The organism is Paraburkholderia tropica (assembly GCF_900109265.1).
GTDB lineage: Bacteria > Pseudomonadota > Gammaproteobacteria > Burkholderiales > Burkholderiaceae > Paraburkholderia > Paraburkholderia tropica.
The window spans coordinates 182,391-196,186 of the sequence record NZ_FNZM01000013.1; the positions used below are offsets into that span (position 1 = coordinate 182,391).

The following is a 13,796-nucleotide window of genomic DNA, read 5'->3' on the forward strand; positions in this document are numbered from 1 at the left end:
ATGCCTTTTATAAGAAATTTTTGCCATTAAAAGGTACATTTACGCCGATTAAATCAAAGCGGCGAAATGCTCAATCGCGATCAGGCGCGCCCAGCGGAAGCAGGTGCCGATACGGTCGCGCTTCCTCCACCGCGCGCGCAAACGAAGGGCGTGCGAGCAACCGCGCGCGATACGCCCGCAGCGCGCTGAAGCGCTCCGGAATACGATGCGTCCAGTCGGCGTAAAAGAGCGAAGGCGCGGCCGCGCAGTCCGCGAGTGTGAAGTCCTCGCCCGCGGCCCAGGTTCGGTCCGCGAGCCGATCGTCGAGCCACGCGTAGGCCAGATCGAGCTTGCCCGCCGCGTACGCGTGCGCCGCTTCGCGCCGTGCCGCGTCGCCCGTCAACGCGCCTTCCACCGCGCACTGCACCGGCGTCATCACGTGCAGGTCGAAGAAGCGGTCGAGAAAGCGCACGTCCAGCGCGGCCATCGGCTCGGACGGCAAGAACCGCTGCGCCCCGCCATGCGCGAGCTGCAGATATTCGATGATGATGCTGGTCTCCGCCACGCTGCGCTCGCCGTCCACCAGCACGGGAAACTTGCGCAGCGGCCAGAGCGTCAGCCACGCCTGTGTGTGCTGCGGCGTTTCGGGCCCGATCGTGCGAAACGCGAACGGCGTGTCGTTCTCGTAGAGCGCAACGAGCACCTTCTGCGTATAGGAAGAAAATGGATGACCATAAAGCGCGAGCGACATCGTGAGACCTCCCGGTTCGAAGCAAACCGCGCAATGACACAATCACAATGCGTTGAACGAAGGATGCACGATGCGCCAGACGCGCGCGCATGGCAAGCGCGCGCGACGGCGGAGTAGCGATGGGGAGCGCAGCCAGGACACGAGCGCGGCGAGGAGCGCGCGGTCGAGTCTTTTTATCTTTTGTAGTTGGCTGGCGCCGGCGTTCGGGCAAGAACCCGGCCCGCCAGCACACCGGAAAATCAGTCGAGCGACGCGCCGCAATTACAGTCGAGCGACGAGGCCGCCGCCGGACGCGGACGCTCCATCGCCGCGAGGCGCTGCAACGTGATGAGCCCCAGCACGGCCAGCCCGCAGCCGAGCACGAAGTCGGCGCGCACGCCCGCATGATCGACGATCGTGCCGCCCACCGACGAACCGAGCGCGATCGCGACCTGAATCACGCTGACGAACATCGCCGAACCGGCTTCGGGCCGATCGGCCGTGCCGCGCTGAATCCACACGCTGAAGCACAGCGGCAGCGCGCCGAACGCGACGCCCCACATCAGCATCGCCGCGATTTCGCCGATGCGCACGTGATCGAGCAAGAGCATCGACGAAAGCGCGCACAGCAGCAGCGCCGTCATGGCCGCAACCGATGTTTTCAAACGATTCGCCACTACCATCGACAGTAGCGCATTCGAAAAAAAGCCAATCACGCCGAATGCGAGCAACAGCAGCGTAATCGCGCCCAGCGAAAAATCCTGCTGCAGCAACGGCGCAATAAACGTATACGTCGAAAAATGCGCGCCGAAAACCAGTGCGACCATCAGCATGCTCAGACGCGTGTGCGGACGGCGCATCAATTCGACGAAACTGGCAATACGCAGCGCCGTGGCGGACGGCAGCGACGGCACGAGCAGCGCCTGCGCAATCAATGCGACCGCGACGAGTCCGCCCGTCGTGAGGAACGACGCGCGCCACGACGCCAGGCCTGCGATAAAGGTGCCAAGCGGCACACCGATCACCGTGGCACAGGTCACACCCGTGAGAATGATGGCGGTGGCGCGCGCGGCGTCGCTGACTTGCACGAGACGTCCGGCCGCGGCCGTCGCGAGCGTCCAGAAACCGCCGAGCGCTGCGCCGAGCATCGCGCGGCCGATCAGCATGACGGCGAAATTCGTCGACATGGCCGATACGATATTGGACGCGAGCAGCATGGCGGTGAGCAGCAGAAACACGCGTCGACGATCCATACGGCCCGCGAGAATCAGCATGCCGGGCGCGAAAATCGCGGCCAGTACGCCGGGCGTCGTCACCATCAGACCCGCCGTGCCCGGCGTCACGCCGAGATCGCGCGCAATCTGGGGCAGGAGCCCAACCGGAAGAAATTCGGACGTGACGAAAGCGAATGCGCTAATGGCGACGGCAAAAACCGCGAGCCATTGACGCAATGTCGTTTCGGCGCCGGGGCGTAGCGACGCCGCATCGACGGGTTGTTCGTTGATGTGCATGGAACTGTTTTAGAGAGGCGAATAATAAAATCGATTGTTCGGTCAATCCGCGCTAAATAGCGGAGAAAATACGGATAACCGCATTCGCTGCGGGGTTCTTTCTAACTTAACATCGCAGAAAGAAAATTGTTTGAGTGTTTTAAAAAACCGAATACGTCAGTAGGGTCTTGAAACGCATTCCAAACGCATGCAGCGCCCGAAATCTGCGTCAAATGGACGCAAACATCAGGCGCGAATCGCAGTCATCGGTAAAAAAGAAACGGCGAAAAAATAGTGACGCTGGCGTAGCGGATCAGAAGGGATGCTTCAGCCGGATGCGGCGTGTGCGTATTTTACCAACGGTCGCCCACGCCCGCAAAAAAAAGTCTCGACGTTGTGGGTTTCACGTTTTAGCGCGCATGCGCACACGACATCATTCGCGCCTTCTGCGCTTCACATTCTGAAGCGCAATCGGCCCCAGATCGTGCGTCCCGGCTCCATGATGGCGACGCCGCCGGAATAGCCGAATCCCGCGTTGCCCGCGAGATTCAGATGCTCGCTATAGGCCTTGTTAAACAGGTTGTCGACACCGATCGAGAATTGCGTGCGCTTATCCAGATCGTATTGCGCATGCAGCGACACCACGCCGAAACCCGCGCTCGGCCCGAAGTCCTGCCCGACTACATTGCCTTCGTGCAGCGTATAACGCCGTTGCGGCGCGACGATACGCCAGAGCGCGCCGACCGACCACGCGCGCCACGTATAGTCGGCATTCAGACGCACGTCGAGCGGCGGAATTTGCGGCAGCGGTTCGCCGCTGTTGGCGTTGCGTCCCCACGCATAGGCCGCCGACATGCCCAGTTTCCATCCCGCGCCCGCGCGCCATGTCCCGCCCAATTCGCCGCCCATGATTTGCGCATTCACGTTGCTGGCCTGCGAGACATTCGATTGCGTCCCCGTGCCGTAGTTGAACAGAATGAAATCTTCGACATAGCCCGCATAAGCCGAAATCCATGCATCGATCGCGTCGTTACGATAATGCGCGCCGACATCGAATTGCGTCGTTTTTTCCGGCTCGATACCCGCGAATGCGTTGGCGGAATTCGCGGGGCCGCGTGTGGGCGAAAACAATTCCCAGTAATCGGGAAAGCGTTCGGTATGACCGATGCCGGCGTACCACGTCAGCGGCATCGTGCGTGCGGTTTGTTCGTAGCGAATAAATCCGCCGGGCAACGTGCGCGTGCGGGTGGCATTCGCGGTGGGATTGGGCTGCGCCATCGACATCATGGAAGCGCTAACGGTAGCGCGCTCGTCGGTGGCGGCCGCGCGATCGAGACGAAGGCCCGCCACTACGCGCTGCGTTTCGCTCGCGTCCCACGTGACCTCGGAAAACAGTCCGTAATTCGTCATTTGCGCAGAAGGCGTCCACGACAAAGCCGACGGACTTTGCAGCCCCATCGCAGAACGCGAATCCAGCCAGTTCGTCTGCGCGTCGAAACCCACGATCCATTGCAGATTGTCGCCAGTATCGAGCGTCGCCGCTACGCGGCCGCCCGCCGTTCGACGACGCACATCCGAGGCCATCGCCATGCTGCCGGACGGCGTCGCGCGCAACGTATAGTTATCCATACGATGTTCGAAAGCGTTGTAGTAAACCTGCGCTTCGATCTTCCGGATCACGCTACCGAGATGCTGTTTCTCGAATCGCAATGCAACGCTGTCACGCTTGAAACGCACGCCATCCATGCCGCGGCCGGCGTAACGCGCGTGACCGTTTCCCGTCCCCGCATCGAGTTCGATGCGTGTATCCGCATCGGGCGTCACGCCGAGCGCGATATCGGTATTCCATTTATCCCAGGCGGAAGGCACCGATTGACCGTTGCCGTCACGATAATCCTGCGCGTGCGATTTGTTCGCGTTCACGCGTGCGTAGACATCGGGATTGCCTGCCGTGAGTTCGAGATTCTCGTCGTTGCGGCCGTTCGTGCCGCCCATTACGCTTGCATCCACGTGCGCGCCGGCTGTGTCGAAACGCGGCGCTTCGCGCTCGAACAACACCGTGCCCGCCGATGCGCCAGGACCGTACAACACCGTTTGCGGCCCTTTGATGACCGTGACCTTGTCGTAGCTCTCCGGCGCGACGTACGACGATGGCGAGTCCATGCGCGCCGGGCACGCGCCTTGTGTCGGCGCGCCGTTCGCAAGCAGATTCAGACGCGAGCCGAACATGCCGCGCAAAACGGGATCGCCGTTAGTACCGCCACTGCGAATAGCCGTGAAACCCGGCACGGTTTTCAGATAGTCGGCGCCGTCACTCGCGGGCAACGGCTGACGCGGCGTCTTTGGATCGGTCTCGGAGATAAAGGAATTCTTGAGCGGACGCGCGACGACTTCGACGCGGGGAAGCACGAATTCCGCCTCAGGGACGCCGCCGCTCGATACATCGTCCTGAGAAGCAGCTTGTGCATCAAACGACCGGCACAACACCGATCCGAAAATAAACGCCATACGTGCCGCGATGTGAATCGCGGAAGAAGCTTTTGAAATGAACATTCGACCCAACCCATTCGACAAACCAATAGGGCCACCCGCGCGATGCAGAGCAATCGCACGGTGAGGCAATGACTGGCAGCAGGAAAGCGATGAAACGCGATCAGGCGTCGAATGGCGGCGCGCGCAGTGGGCGGCGCAGATAGCGCACACGTGGGAGATCGACACGAACCATCGCGGACACGGATAAACGCGCGCCGGGAATGAAGCGAATGATCTCGTGAGAAGCGGTGTTTAATGCAGGCGAGTGCGCGAGCAGACTGCAATAGCCGCACGCGTCGAGATGCGCGGCTAAAGATTTTCCGGTTTGCGTGCTCGCGCCGTTCGCGCCATCGTGAGCGGCGGCGCTGCAAAGCACATCGGCAGGCACCTGCCCGCGTTCGATCAGTTGCGTGACGAGCGGCGCGAATACGGCCAGCAGGATCGCAAGGATCCCAAGCCAGGCGGTAAGGCGGTTCGATCGGCGGAACATCGGGCGAATGCAGGCTTCGTGGTGCGGGCGGATTCAGGTCGGAGCCTTAAGCGCGATCAATCAACGAAATGCGTGCGGAGTTTCGCGCGACGGGCGCGGCCATTTTGTTGTCATAGCGCGCGAAAGGAAACCGAAGGCTCTGCGAGAATTGATATGCGTCACGGTGGCGCGCAATGTGATGGTCGGCGCTGCGACGTGTTGTCCGCGTTGGTGCTGGCCTTCACGCGCGAAAAGCAGCAAGCGCGGAAAACGCAATAAGGCCTGTGCGGATTTTGAAACCAGCAGAGCGGAAATGGAAAAGCCGAAGCATTGTTTGCGCCGAAAACAACGGCGTAAATGCTGGCTGATCGAACAAGAAGTGCAAAAGACCCGTGGGTCTTTTACCTTCTTCGATCATTAGTATCCTCGAGAAAAGGATACTCTCTGGTGCTCAGGGCGGGACTCGAATGTAAACCCAAAGTCCTTTCTCCATATAGCATTGACGCTAACACAACAGTCAAACAACCCCCATAAGAACCCCCGGAAATCAAGTGCGCCGCCGTGTTGCGTCGTTGATACACGCGACACTAAGCGCATGGATCTCTCGGACGATTGGTGATCGATAGTCGAGGAACCATCCTGCGTTTAGGTTGAACAGCCTCATGAGCTGCTCCTCATCCGTCGGGTAGGGCTTTGCTATGACCTGACCAAGCACTTCGCGCGAAGCTTCCACAATTTTCGCGCACTCAAACCAATCGCACTCGCCCCCATTTGATTGAAGCCAAAGGCGCGACGCCTCAATGAGATGGTCAGTCCGGAGTTGCTCACCGGACCGCGCTATCGCTACCAGATGCCCGACCACCAAAAAAGTTAGGAGCTCGGCCTTCGATTCTTCATCGATCCGCACCACTTTGTATCCTTTCGAGCAAATATGACCGAAGGCGGTCATATGATCGTTACCGGTCTTGCATCTCCACTACAGAATCATGAAAATCGAATCATTGCGAGCAAACCACACTTAGTCTTCAAGACAGCTCCGACGTCCATGGAGCGAAATCCCGTAAGGGCGTGTCTCGGACAGCAAGCCTCTTGGATATGAAGATATTTTCGACAAACGATGTAGCGTCATCGATCCGTCGAGCACACCAATCGTTCACCCATATTCTCGTCAACAGAGGGTACACGACCATCAAGCCCGTGTTCTTCAGATCGTCTCTGATTGGAGACCTTCCAGTGTACCAATGGGCATGGTGGAACAAGGCCACGTATGGACAGCTGGATCGATGGCGTGCAAATGGTGGCGTACTGCTGGACCAATACACGTTTTCGGATCGCTCGGGACCGGCAGATGTACTCGTGTTCGTTGAGTGCCCAATGACCATGGAGAGAATCACACGATCAGGTAGGCATGTGGCCGAATATACGGTTTTACCTCGGCCTCACACGTGGTCGGTACATGAGCAGTGCATTGACCTGCGAACACCGTCTGTGGACCGCCTGAGAGATCTGTGGGCGGCTTGCGGCGGAAAACGCATGGCCGACGATGAACTAGCAGACGCCGTCGATCTCCCGAAACAGCACGTCCAGTACATGAGATCCAGCTTGAAGCCTGTCGAGCAATGGGAGATAAAACCTCGTCTTCGACCCGATTCCGCTGCACTCATCCCCGCATGGGAGTGGATTGGCACCGGCCGATGTGCCGAAAAAAAGGAAATTCGCGTATGCGGCCACAAGGCGGCCGTGAAGGAGATGGCGAGGCTCGGTCACATCCGTCTGCAAAAAATCCAGATCTATCCCGAAATAGAGCCGGATTGGAGACGGCTTGATAAACGTCGCGCCAAAGCTATCACTGATCTGGCGTCAGTTCGATCACTCGTTGAGTCGCTTCCCGACCATCTTCAAGCTTGATGACGGTCTGGCGTATTTCCTTTATACGCGGGGCATTCTGATGGTAAAGCTGGTTGAGTTCCGCTAGAGCGTGCTCAATTTCTCGATCGCCACCAGAAACTGGAGACCCACCGCGCAGCGCTATTGCAGCCTGAAGCTTTACCTTTGCCATCGCGGCGCTGTCCTTGTGATTCATCGTCGCCAGACCGTGCAATTCTTCAAGACCTACGACACGATACGCTCTCGACAAATCAGCCAGGCGACTTTCAAACTGCTCTGCACTCATACGTGCATAAGTGGCATCTGACTTCACTGTATCGATCGCCGCGGCAAACTGCTGGAGATCAGCGGACGCCCGAATGTATCCGTCAAGCTCACGCGCGGTGCAGTCAAGCGCCGTCGAGGCGAGGAAGATATCTCCCTTGGCCTCGGTTAGAGCATCCTTGATAGATTGCTCCGAGATCAAACCAGCACGTTTAGCTCTCTTCACACTCTCGCTCCGCTTTGTGCGACAAGCTTTTGCTCGGCCGACATAGGTTCGATGGTGAACACCCCAAGGTAAGCGTGGTCCTCAAGGTCGAAGGAGCTCTTTGGCGGAATTTCGTCGCTCGACCACATCACAGCTACCACGTTGCTATCCGGATCAGCGCGCACGCCTCGGCAAGGCTTCACCCAGATATGAACGCGGTCGAGACCATTTTCTTCTGCTTGTGAACGAGCCAATTCGATCGCACGGTCGATGAAGCTGAGCGGCAGCGATCCATCCGTCCCACGCACCATATAAATTGCATCTTTCACCTTTTACTCCTTTTCTTTTCCGGCAGGATCTTTACTGACTTGCCGTGCTGAACCTTGGCGAATTCCTTCCCGACTTTCTTCGGGATACCGAGGTTCGAATGCCCTTCGGCTGCCGCGTGCATGGCGCGGTTCTGCGCCTTCGACTTCATCGGCATGATCAATCACTCCTGTTGATCAGGTTCCACTTTAGAAATTCCAGGACACCGACGAGCACAGCCACGGATAAGTCTCCGAATTTCTCTTGCTCTATTACGGCGAGCAATTCATCTTGCAACAGCCCAGCAAACGGATCGCGATTACGCAGCTTCACCACTTCGCATTTGTCAGTAGGCATGTCAGTACCCCAATCCTTTCGCGTAGCCCATGCGCTGCAGATCCGGCAGTTGCTTCTTGAGCCGCCCCACTCCAATGTCCGTGCGGTAGAACGGGCTGTTCGGGATCTTCACCTTCTTGATCGCGCTGTACGCGCTGCGGCGTGCGCCCGTGATCGTCTCGCCAGTCCCCGTCGCGATCAGCACGTAATCGCCCGCCGTCACCGGCCCCGGCAGGTCGACAACCTTGCCGTTCACCTCGCGCGGTGCGGTGCCGAGCATGACCTCGGAAAAGTGCAGGTGCTCCATGTCCTCGGCGCCATAGATCGGGATGCCGCAGAGCTCCTTGTTCGTGATCTTCGAGTACGGGAAGTCCGGCAGCGCCATCAGCACCGAGATGCACACCTCGTCCATGCGAATGCGCAGCGTGTCGCGCCCATCGAGCTTGTCCTTCATCCACTGCGCTGGGTCACCTTCGATGAGCGCGGTCAGGTTGTGCCGGATCGGCCAGCCGTCGCGCATCGTCCACTCGAGCGGGAACGGTCCCTTGCCGTCGGTTGGGATCATGCAATTCACGTCGACGTAGCCGACGTAACCGATCTTGCGCAGATGCTCGGTCGCAGGCTTGAGCACTTCATCGGCCAGCTTCGACTGGCGCACCACACGCACGGTCGTGCCCATCTCGCCCGTGTTCACGCCGAGATCGCCATTCATCAGCTTCTTGTTTTCCCAGTTCTCGACCCAGCCGCGCGACCAACCGCCAGGCCCGAAGAAGCCGCCTACGGCCATTTCGATACCGTCGATCTTCTCCTGCAGGATGAACCCGTCCTGCTTCGCCGCACGGCGGTATTTGTCGATCTTGTTCCAGCGACCGAGCATATAAACCATGTCTGCGGCACTGTTCGCGACGTAGGACATTGCGCGTTCGCCGTCGCCAGAAGGTTTCGAAACGAACGCCTTGGCCTCTTTCTTTACGTACGCGATCGCACTGTCGTAATCGTGGAAGGTCTTGCCAGGGATGATGCGCATGCCGCACTCTTCCATTACCTTCTGCCCAACTTCGCGATCAAGTTCCCATTCGACGGCCGCCAGATTGCAGCCGTAGATCGGGTAACCGATACGTCGAAACGGCTCAAGCATTTCGAGGTAGCTGACGTTATCGGGGGTATAGATCAGGTCGGCCCAGCCGAGCCATTTGCGGCGCAGTTCGTCGTAGTCGCGGATCTTCGGCACAAGGCCCTCGCCCGCGTGCCGGTCCGTGCCGTCAGGGCGCGGTTTGTCGTACCATCGGACCTGATGCCCCCACTGCTGGCACCGCATGAGCCAGTCCAGACAGTTCGAGCCGACGTCGATTGCCAAAATTCGCATGGTCGTTTTTCCTGTGAGACCACAATGAATACGTTAAAAGCAATAGTTAAAGCATTCCCCGTCATGCTGCGTCTGCGCCTCGATGGCGAGGCGAAAGACTGGAAAACGGCTTGGGAAATGGCGCTTATTTACCTGTTTCTGAAGAATCAAAACCAGCAGACTCATTGAGGTGGTCGGTCGAGTAGCATCTGCGTCACGCTCGGACTGAATCGGTTGTAGGCAGCCGCAACGGGCGCGGTCAGCGCGGCAGTGCCGCCGGCCGCCACGGTCCCCAGCGGGTGTGACATCAGGTTCTGCATCAGCGCTCGCTCGGCCGTGCCGCTCGAGGGGCGTTCCTTCATGAAGCGCTGCCCAATGTCTGCGAGCGTGCCGAGATCTCCCGCCGCGCCGCGCGCCATCGCCGAGCGCCCCGCCTGATTGCGTGTCACCGCCCCGAGCAATGCAGCCGGCGAAATGTCGCCCGTGGGAGACTTCGCGACGAGCGGCTCGACAGTCTTACCGATCGCATATTGCCGCCGTGCCTGGTCATAGGCCACGCGGTCCCGGCTGTCGAGATACTGGCTGCGCTCCTCTAGCAGATCGTCCTGCAGGTTGCTCAGCGCCGAGCGCAGATCACCATTTCCGGTTTCACGCATGCGCTTTGAAATCGCGCTATTGATGCGGCGGAAGGCTGCGCCGGGGAGTTCGCGCGGCACATCCGACTTTCCGCCCACAGTCAGGGGCGAGAAGTCGCGCCCGGCCATCTTGTCGATCTGGTCCACGTAACCGTTGACGACGCCCGCTACCTCCGGCAACTGATTTGCGCTGTGCGAGCGCAGCTGGTCGACAAACTGGCGGCTGATGGGCAATGGCGTTTTCGCGGCGATGTCGCCGATCGTCTTGCCCGATTCGTTCATCGCTTCGCTATATGCCTTGCGCGTGAGCTTGTCGCCCGTGCCACCGATCATGGAAACGAGGTTCCGGTTGAACGTCGCCTGATTCTGCTCACGAACAGTCTTGCCGACGAACGGATTGTCTTGTGCCAGTTCGCCCGCGTATTTCGCATATTTGTTCCCGAACACCTGATCTGGTGTAAATCGAAAACCCATCGAATGCCCCTGCCGTAAGAGCTGCGCGGTTTCCGCATCCAACTCCGGCAGCGCATTGGCTGCCACGCGCGTCGCGCCACGCCCCACGGCATTCGCGCCGGCGCGCGCGGCACCTGCAGCACCCTCACCCGTAGCGAGCACCCCGCGCGGCACTTCGGGAATGCGCGCGAACATCGGCCCCTCAACGGGCAGACCCTGCAGGCGGCTCGCATCAAGCGCGCGCCCGGCCGTGTCTAGCATCTCGCGTCCGGCCTGCGTGCGCGGCTGATAGGTCAGCCTGTCAGCCAGCTCGACGCCCGCTTTCTCGCCCGCGCGAATGCCCTGCTGCGTGCCGTATTTCCCGCTCGCGAGCGTCTTGCCGACGCCGTACGCCGCGCCGATCGGCGCAGCGAATGCGCCAGTGGCTGCCGAAAGCCCGGCTTCGCCGATGCCGAGAATCTTGTTCGCAATGCCGTCGGCGTGCTCCGGCTTCATGTCCTGCGCCGGTCCCGTATCGCCTGGAAGACGATCGAGAGGCGCGACAGCGCGGCCTTGCGCTGCCGGTGCAGCGCCTCCAACTGCGCCAAGTCGCTGCTGGAGAATCCCGAACGCCTGCTCCTTCGTAGCGCCGTTAGGCCCCTGCACGTCATAGGTTTTCCCGTCCGGAGAAGTGAACGTAAAGGTCGGCATGTCAGTGCTCCGTCACAGACCATCCGGCCGGCAGACCGCCACCCGGAGGAGGCGGATTAGCCATTGGCTTGCCGCGCGTCACGGCTTCGCGAAACTCGCTGCGCACCTTGCCAGGCGATTGCTGGGCCGCCTCCATCTCACGCTTCATCATGGAGATCACGGACTGGTATTGCTCTGGCGTTTGCGCGGTGTTCAGCATCTCGCGCGCGTGATCCTTGTCGCTCACCGTCGGCGTGCCGCTCGGCGACACTGCGCGCGCGTAAGCATTGATGAGCGAATTCGTGGCCGCGCCGAATGCGACGATCTTCGGATCGCCCGTATTCGACTGATACGCCTGCAGCGCCTTGTTGGCAGGCACGAACTGGCTGCGTGGCACCTGCTGGGACGCCGTCGACGCGATGTCGGCGAACTGGTCCGCCTCGTTGACGGCCATGCCAGCCTGCGCCGTACGCGTGCCGAGTGCTCGCTCGCCGGACTTCACGCCCTCGAACTCGGCTACGGCCGCCGCGAGATCTGCGCCAGTCATGCCGTTTGCCTGCGCCTGCTTGCGCACTTCATTGCGCAGAGCGACAAGGTTCTTTGAGCCCTGTGCGCCGCGCCCGAGGTTCTGCAACACGGTCCGGTCCCCGGCCATGTATTGCTGCGCCATGAATTTCAGGTCATCCGGATCGAGCGCAGCATTCGGATCGCCCTGCGTGCGCGCATTCAGCGACGCGCGGCGCAGTTCGAGCATCTGTTGCTGGATGCCAAGGGAATCCTGATGCGCCTGCATGCGATCGGCGCGATTTGCCGCGTTGTCATCAGCGCGTTGGCGCAGCGAGTCATAGCGCTCCTGCAACTGCGCCATCTGCAGCTCGCGCGTGAACTGTTGCTGCATTTGAGCGGCCTGCGATTTCGCCTGCGAATCGAGGATGGGCATGAGCTGTCCGAGCCCCGCCATCAGATCAGCGCCGGAAAGGCCCTGATCCTTGAGCACCTTGATCGCGCTCTCGAGCGTAAGCGGTCCCGACTGCTGTTGCTGCGGTGCAGGCGAGGCCGCCATCGGAGGTGACTGAATCTGCGGCGCGGAGCCCTGCGCAGGCGAGCCGGTCGTCGGCATCCCGCGGAAAGGCGGCAGCGGAGGCTGCACGCCACCGGGCGCCGGGCCCATTCCAGGAAGCGGCACCCCACCGCCAGCCTGTTGCGCAGGCTGTGCGGGCTGGGACGCCTGACCGGGCATGGGAGGCTGCGGCGGAGGCGGCATTTGCGATGGCTGCCCCTGAATCAGCTGTGGCAGCGCATTGCCCGCCGCGGCGAGCGCGGCCTGCTGGCGCTGACGATCCTGTTGCGCCTGCTGGTACATCATCATCCGCATTGCTGCCTGCTGGCGCGCATCAATCAGATTCTGATTCGCCTGCGCACCCTGCATGGTCGCGAGGTAGTAGTTCACTGGCTCCATGTCTCACCTCACATCGTGAAGCCGTACGAATTCCCGCCGCCCGAGTAATACGGGCTCGACGTGAACGCCCCGCTGAAATCGCCGCTGCCGTACGAACCCGTCGTGCCGCTGAACAGGTTGCTCAGGCCTCCCGCGTTCTGGATAGAGTTCCCGACGCCGCCGATCGCACTGGACAGGCTCTGGCCGTAACTCTGGGCATTCGACGTGGCGTTCTGGTATGGCAGGGACTGCGCGCCGTTCCCGTAGTTCATGTACGGGATGATCTGGCTCATCATGCTTTCCGCAGGGCCATACACGTTCGAGTTCAGGAACGATCCATACGTATTCGCGAGATTGCCCGGCGTCGCGGCGATGGTCTGCGCGGTCTGATACGGAACCTGCCCGCCGAGCAGCGCGTACTGTGGCGCGGACGTGAGCGCGCTGGCGCCCTGCTGGCCGTAGCTGCCCGCGGCGTTCGCCGCGCCCGTGTAGGCAGACAGCCCCTGCGCGGCGCGGGAGAGCTGATTGTTCTGCCAGTCCAGATTGAAATTCGTGAGCGCCTGATTCGCGACGCCCGCACCGGCCGCCGACGACCCGAGCCCATACATCGAGTTCGTGGCGCCGGTCTGCTGCTGGACCTGATTGAGCGTCGAGTTGTAAAGCGCGCTCTGCGGATCGAGGCCCATGTTATAGACGTTCTGGCCCGCGGAGAGCAGCTGCTGTTGTGTCGCGAGATCGCTGTTGCCGAGATTCGTCAGCGCGGTGCCCGCGTTCGTGTAACCTTGGCCCGCGGCATTTGCCGCAGCCATATAGCCCGGTTGATACTGCTGGGCCGCCTGCACCCCGCTCTGCAGCGAAGCCAGTCCGTACTGGTTGAGATCGAGGTTGCCGTAATAGTTGTTGAGGGTCGACAGCAGGTCCTGCCACGTCGTATCGGACGTGCCGAGGCCCGTCGGCACGTAATAGCTGCTGCCGCTCCCGCCGGACGTGCTCGGCGACATCGCGCTCGAGACCGCTGCTCCGGCTACGCTACCAACGACACCTGCGGCGACTCCCCA

15 protein-coding genes are annotated in these 13,796 nt (G+C 60.7%); 1 reads left to right on the forward strand and 14 read right to left on the reverse strand.

Annotation, left to right across the window (positions count from 1 at the left end; genetic code table 11):
* Window positions 1-70 precede the first annotated feature (70 nt).
* The 11 genes from BMY06_RS22675 to BMY06_RS22710 form a co-directional block, all read right to left on the reverse strand.
* Entirely contained in the window at window positions 71-730 is a 660-nt protein-coding gene (locus BMY06_RS22675) for a glutathione S-transferase family protein (RefSeq protein WP_074985365.1), read from the reverse strand.
* 239 nt (window positions 731-969) lie between these two features.
* Complete coding sequence (locus BMY06_RS22680) at window positions 970-2,220, reverse strand: MFS transporter (protein WP_074985367.1); 1,251 nt, start codon at window positions 2,218-2,220, stop codon at window positions 970-972.
* Between the two features lie 432 nt (window positions 2,221-2,652).
* Window positions 2,653-4,752 (reverse strand): TonB-dependent copper receptor, encoded by a 2,100-nt coding sequence (locus tag BMY06_RS22685; protein ID WP_080180749.1) that lies wholly within the window; start codon window positions 4,750-4,752, stop codon window positions 2,653-2,655.
* A gap of 100 nt (window positions 4,753-4,852) precedes the next feature.
* Complete coding sequence (locus BMY06_RS22690; RefSeq protein ID WP_074985371.1) at window positions 4,853-5,221, reverse strand: DUF2946 domain-containing protein; 369 nt, start codon at window positions 5,219-5,221, stop codon at window positions 4,853-4,855.
* Window positions 5,222-5,441: 220 nt separating this feature from the next.
* Window positions 5,442-5,618, reverse strand: coding sequence for a hypothetical protein (locus tag BMY06_RS39650; protein WP_156773731.1), 177 nt, complete (start codon window positions 5,616-5,618; stop codon window positions 5,442-5,444).
* A gap of 129 nt (window positions 5,619-5,747) precedes the next feature.
* On the reverse strand, window positions 5,748-6,149 hold the full coding sequence (locus tag BMY06_RS22695; protein ID WP_074985373.1) for a hypothetical protein: 402 nt from the start codon (window positions 6,147-6,149) through the stop codon (window positions 5,748-5,750).
* Window positions 6,150-7,046: 897 nt separating this feature from the next.
* A complete protein-coding gene (locus BMY06_RS38870; RefSeq protein WP_124263211.1) occupies window positions 7,047-7,577 on the reverse strand; it encodes a hypothetical protein in 531 nt (176 codons plus the stop codon).
* Window positions 7,574-7,885, reverse strand: coding sequence for a hypothetical protein (locus BMY06_RS22705; protein WP_080180748.1), 312 nt, complete (start codon window positions 7,883-7,885; stop codon window positions 7,574-7,576). The genes BMY06_RS38870 and BMY06_RS22705 overlap by 4 nt, the downstream gene beginning before the upstream one ends.
* Complete coding sequence (locus BMY06_RS39655) at window positions 7,882-8,040, reverse strand: hypothetical protein (RefSeq protein ID WP_161495599.1); 159 nt, start codon at window positions 8,038-8,040, stop codon at window positions 7,882-7,884. Before BMY06_RS39655 ends, BMY06_RS22705 begins: the two co-directional genes overlap by 4 nt.
* A 2-nt stretch (window positions 8,041-8,042) precedes the next feature.
* Complete coding sequence (locus tag BMY06_RS39660) at window positions 8,043-8,219, reverse strand: hypothetical protein (protein WP_161495598.1); 177 nt, start codon at window positions 8,217-8,219, stop codon at window positions 8,043-8,045.
* A 1-nt stretch (window position 8,220) separates the two neighbouring features.
* Complete coding sequence (locus tag BMY06_RS22710) at window positions 8,221-9,564, reverse strand: hypothetical protein (RefSeq protein ID WP_074985379.1); 1,344 nt, start codon at window positions 9,562-9,564, stop codon at window positions 8,221-8,223.
* 24 nt (window positions 9,565-9,588) lie between these two features.
* Between BMY06_RS22710 and BMY06_RS39665 the strand changes: the two genes are divergently transcribed.
* Window positions 9,589-9,732 carry a hypothetical protein gene (locus BMY06_RS39665; protein WP_161495597.1) on the forward strand — a complete coding sequence of 48 codons (144 nt, stop codon included), beginning with the start codon at window positions 9,589-9,591 and terminating at the stop codon, window positions 9,730-9,732.
* Here the strand turns inward: BMY06_RS39665 and BMY06_RS22715 are convergent.
* Genes BMY06_RS22715 through BMY06_RS22725 form a run of 3 tightly spaced genes read right to left on the reverse strand, consistent with a single transcriptional unit; the run spans window position 9,726 to window position 13,739 of the window.
* Window positions 9,726-11,321, reverse strand: a complete 1,596-nt coding sequence (locus BMY06_RS22715; protein ID WP_124263210.1) for a hypothetical protein — start codon at window positions 11,319-11,321, stop codon at window positions 9,726-9,728. The genes BMY06_RS39665 and BMY06_RS22715 overlap by 7 nt on opposite strands.
* Before the next feature lies 1 nt (window position 11,322).
* Window positions 11,323-12,729 (reverse strand): hypothetical protein, encoded by a 1,407-nt coding sequence (locus BMY06_RS22720; RefSeq protein ID WP_124263209.1) that lies wholly within the window; start codon window positions 12,727-12,729, stop codon window positions 11,323-11,325.
* A gap of 38 nt (window positions 12,730-12,767) precedes the next feature.
* Entirely contained in the window at window positions 12,768-13,739 is a 972-nt protein-coding gene (locus BMY06_RS22725; RefSeq protein WP_074985384.1) for a hypothetical protein, read from the reverse strand.
* Window positions 13,740-13,796: the final 57 nt, after the last annotated feature.

Excerpts from the sequence above, each read along its gene's own strand:
- BMY06_RS22675 (WP_074985365.1), bottom strand. The coding sequence starts at position 730 with ATGTCGCTCGCGCTTTATGGTCATCCATTTTCTTCCTATACGCAGAAG.
- BMY06_RS22680 (WP_074985367.1), bottom strand. The coding sequence starts at position 2,220 with ATGCACATCAACGAACAACCCGTCGATGCGGCGTCGCTACGCCCCGGC.
- BMY06_RS22685 (WP_080180749.1), bottom strand. The coding sequence starts at position 4,752 with ATGTTCATTTCAAAAGCTTCTTCCGCGATTCACATCGCGGCACGTATG.
- BMY06_RS22690 (WP_074985371.1), bottom strand. The coding sequence starts at position 5,221 with ATGTTCCGCCGATCGAACCGCCTTACCGCCTGGCTTGGGATCCTTGCG.
- BMY06_RS39650 (WP_156773731.1), bottom strand. The coding sequence starts at position 5,618 with ATGATCGAAGAAGGTAAAAGACCCACGGGTCTTTTGCACTTCTTGTTC.
- BMY06_RS22695 (WP_074985373.1), bottom strand. The coding sequence starts at position 6,149 with ATGACCGCCTTCGGTCATATTTGCTCGAAAGGATACAAAGTGGTGCGG.
- BMY06_RS39655 (WP_161495599.1), bottom strand. The coding sequence starts at position 8,040 with ATGCCGATGAAGTCGAAGGCGCAGAACCGCGCCATGCACGCGGCAGCC.
- BMY06_RS39660 (WP_161495598.1), bottom strand. The coding sequence starts at position 8,219 with ATGCCTACTGACAAATGCGAAGTGGTGAAGCTGCGTAATCGCGATCCG.
- BMY06_RS22710 (WP_074985379.1), bottom strand. The coding sequence starts at position 9,564 with ATGCGAATTTTGGCAATCGACGTCGGCTCGAACTGTCTGGACTGGCTC.
- BMY06_RS39665 (WP_161495597.1), top strand. The coding sequence starts at position 9,589 with ATGAATACGTTAAAAGCAATAGTTAAAGCATTCCCCGTCATGCTGCGT.
- BMY06_RS22715 (WP_124263210.1), bottom strand. The coding sequence starts at position 11,321 with ATGCCGACCTTTACGTTCACTTCTCCGGACGGGAAAACCTATGACGTG.
- BMY06_RS22720 (WP_124263209.1), bottom strand. The coding sequence starts at position 12,729 with ATGCAGGGTGCGCAGGCGAATCAGAATCTGATTGATGCGCGCCAGCAG.
- BMY06_RS22725 (WP_074985384.1), bottom strand. The coding sequence starts at position 13,739 with ATGTCGCCGAGCACGTCCGGCGGGAGCGGCAGCAGCTATTACGTGCCG.